The following is a 3,681-nucleotide window of genomic DNA, read 5'->3' as shown; positions in this document are numbered from 1 at the left end:
TCTGCTATATACATTTTTATAATATAGTTTTGCACTTTTACTAAATACTAAAACTAAAATTACCATATCTAATAAGTTATTCATATATAAACTTCTTTGTTGTACTCTCAAAATCAAATCAACTAAAATAAAAAATATATAAACTCCTATTATTTGTTTTTTGATAAATTGTTGTTTCTTAAAATAATTTATTATTATAAAAAATACAACTATGCTGCTGTATATATCGACTATATCTTTGTTGATTTTAAAATATTTGAATAAAATGCTAGTTATCTGTAATATAAGAAATGTAGTAAGAAGTATCATCCTAAACTTTATTACTTTTTTATTTTTTTTAACTAAAGTAAATCTATTTATAATCAAACAACATATGCATATAGCAATAGTAAATATTTTTATACAATGAATCACCATATTTCTCCCTCCCTATTTCAGCTATGAACAATATATAGTTACATATATTTATGCTGGGTATATATCTGCAAATTGTATATCTACAAATTCTTTTTTTATACAGATATCTTTTTTATATTTATTTTTTAAGAAAGAATTTTCTGTATTTCTTATTAATATTTTAAATTCACTGCCTTTATTTAACTCACTATCTACATTTAAATAGAGATCTTGTATTTCAGCTAGCTGCTTTACTAAATAAAGCCCCATACCCATACCTTCTGCCAATCTAGATAGACCTCTATCTATTTGTTCAAAATTTTCAAATATAAAATTCATTTGGTCTTTTGGTATACCAATTCCACTATCTTTTATGCTAATTACTATAAAATCTATTTTTTTCTCTACTGATATTTTTATTTTTCCACTTTTATCAGTAAATTTTATCGCATTAGATAAGATATTTAATATAATCTTTTGTAATTTTACACTATCTAGATAAACTAATATTTCATCATCACTAAATTCTAATTCTAAATTTAGATATTTTCTGTCTATATAGTATTTAGATAGTATCGATATATCTTTTAGCAATTTGACAACATCAAATACAACATAATTCAAATCGTATGAAAGATTTTCTATATCCATTATGTCATTTATATTATCCAAAACTTTTTTTAATCTATATAAATTTTTTCTTACTAAATCAACATGGTTTTTTATTATTTGAGAGTTCACATTCTTTTTCATAATTGTGTTTTCATATAACATATTATCGACTGGATTTTCTATTTTATCGACTACATCTATGCAAAATTGTGTTTTAAATTCTTCAGTTTGCTGTGTTTTTTTCAATCTTTCTCTTATATCTTGTATCTTTTGATTATTTTCTAAAATTTTAAAAACAATAATATATACATTTTCACTTTTTATATCTGTTATAACTATGGATGCATTTTCTTTTTTATTTAAATTAATTATTTTTTCATTATCAAAATCAACTGAATGCAGATATTCATCTACAATATTATTAAATTTATCTATCCCTATTTTTTTAAATTGCTCTATCATATATTTATTTTTATAAATATATTTTTGAGTAGTTTTGTCCATTATGACAATACCATCTGGAAGTGTTTCTAATAATACTCTGTATATTGTCTCTCTTTCTTCTATATCCTCCATGAGTTGTTGACTTTGTGTTATATCAGAAAATATTATTAATTTTAATTCTTTATTATCAATATTTAATAAGCTCTGTGATACTTTTAAACTTTTATTTTTATAAGTTTTTGTATACCATATACTATTTTCTTTATTGAGTTTATTTGATGAGATATTTTTTATAAATTTATCTCTTTCCACAATCGATATATACGGTAGTAAATCTTCTATTGAATATATCTTATCTTTTATGCTTAATATGTCTTTTACTTTACTGCTTATATAGTCAATCTTATCTTTATTAATAATAAGAATGCCATCATCCATAACTTCAATTAGTTTTTTATAGCTATTTTCATTAAATGTTATTTTTTCTTTTTCTTTATAAGTGCTTTTTAAATTACAAAACTGAACAACCTTGAATTTTTTGTTTTGGTTTATTAGTTCTACTGCATTTAATAAGTAGGCTTGTCCTTTGATTGAGTTTATATTCATATCTAAAACTCTTTCTTGTGAGTTTATAGTATCAATAATTTCTTTTGGGTTATAAAAGCTTTTTCTAAAAAAACTTTCTACATGTAATTTATCAAAATCTCTTTCTTTGAATAGTTTATTAAATTTATTATTTGTGTACTTTACGATATTATTTTCTAAAATTAATATTGGAAATTTGCATTTTGATAAAGAAATGTCAAATATATTATTTAATTGTTCTTCTTTTTTATCTAATTTATCATTATTATCAACTTCGCTTTGTATCTCTTTAATTAAGCTCTGTATATATCCTTCATTCATCTTTGCTTTTACTTTAATATATGAGAATTCGTTATTTACCTTTGCAAAAATCTTGTATCCATATATATACAAAGTTATTAAGTTTACTGCTATATCTAAAACTAAACTAATCATAGTACTATAGCTTATCAAAAATAATCCAGTCGAGTTTATTACTATCAATAAAATCTTCTTAAAGCTATTTGACTCTAAAGAATTTCTATTAATTACGAGACATAGTATTTTTATTACAAATAAATATCCTAAACTAATACCATAATTATTAAATAGACCATTTACAGCTAGATTTATAAATAATATTGACTCGATAAAATATACCATTGCAAAGCATATGTAATGTAATTCTCTTTTTAAATAATAAATAAATACAGACATTATAATTATAGTAGTAGTTATTACAAAATTAATTTTTATCTGATGTGTTCATAATCTATCCCCCATTTATCATTTAATATATTACATAAACTTAAACATATTTACGTAAATCTTAATTAAAAAATAATTTTTTCCAATATACTTCAGCGTTTACTGTTGTACTTTGTTTGTATACTTAATATTAGCATATTAAATATAAATAATTTGTCATTTTATGAACTGTAAGTATAAATAATGTGCGACAAAAAAAGCCTTAAATAAGGCTTTTTTCTATTTTTAATTCTTTTTTCAATTTTTTCAATGCTTTTTTTTCAATTCTAGATACATAAGATCTAGATATATTTAATTTTTGAGCTATTTCTCTTTGTGTCTTATAGCCATGCGGTGTAAGTCCGTATCTTAGTTTGATTATTTCATTTTCTCTTTCAGTTAAAATTTGTTCTATCTTTTCATAAAGTTTACTTATTTTCATTTTTAGTTCTACTTTATCTACTATATAATCTACGTCAGTTCCTAATATATCTATTAAACTTATTGCATTTCCTTCTTTGTCTACTCCTATTGGATCTTGTAATGATACCTGCATCTTGTTTTTTTTATTACTTCTTATATTCATTAAAATTTCATTCTCTATACATTTTGAAGCATAAGTAGCAAGCCTTATTCCTTTGTCTACATTAAATGTATCTATTGCTTTAATAAGACCTATAGTCCCTATGGATATCAAATCATCTAACTCTTCACTAGAATTATTATATTTTTTAGAAATATGAGCTACTAATCTCATATTTCTTTCAACTAAAACTTCCTTAGCTTCTTTATTATTCTCATTTTTTAATAAATTTAAATAATATACTTCTTCTTCAGGGGTTAATGGTTTTTCAAATGATTTAATAGCAGTCATAATCTGCCACCCCCTTATTTAGCTGTCACTCTAAATTATATGAT

At 22.2% G+C, this 3,681-nt stretch carries 3 protein-coding genes; all 3 read right to left on the bottom strand.

From position 1 onward, the window contains the following. On the bottom strand, positions 1 to 417 hold a 417-nt coding region (locus RDX53_RS13865; protein WP_307994353.1), incomplete at its 3' end, for a hypothetical protein. A gap of 48 nt (positions 418 to 465) precedes the next feature. Continuing rightward, positions 466 to 2,733, bottom strand: a complete 2,268-nt coding sequence (locus tag RDX53_RS13860; protein WP_307994352.1) for a sensor histidine kinase — start codon at positions 2,731 to 2,733, stop codon at positions 466 to 468. Between the two features lie 253 nt (positions 2,734 to 2,986). After that, the gene (sigK, locus tag RDX53_RS13855; RefSeq protein ID WP_307994351.1) at positions 2,987 to 3,637 is read right to left on the bottom strand and encodes an RNA polymerase sporulation sigma factor SigK; all 651 of its coding nucleotides are present in this window, start codon (positions 3,635 to 3,637) and stop codon (positions 2,987 to 2,989) included. Positions 3,638 to 3,681 lie beyond the last annotated feature (44 nt).

Source organism: uncultured Intestinibacter sp., assembly GCF_902468165.1.
In the GTDB taxonomy this organism is placed as follows: Bacteria; Bacillota; Clostridia; order Peptostreptococcales; family Peptostreptococcaceae; genus Intestinibacter.
Note: the sequence above shows the minus strand (reverse complement) of the source record. Positions and strands in the feature narration are given on the sequence as shown.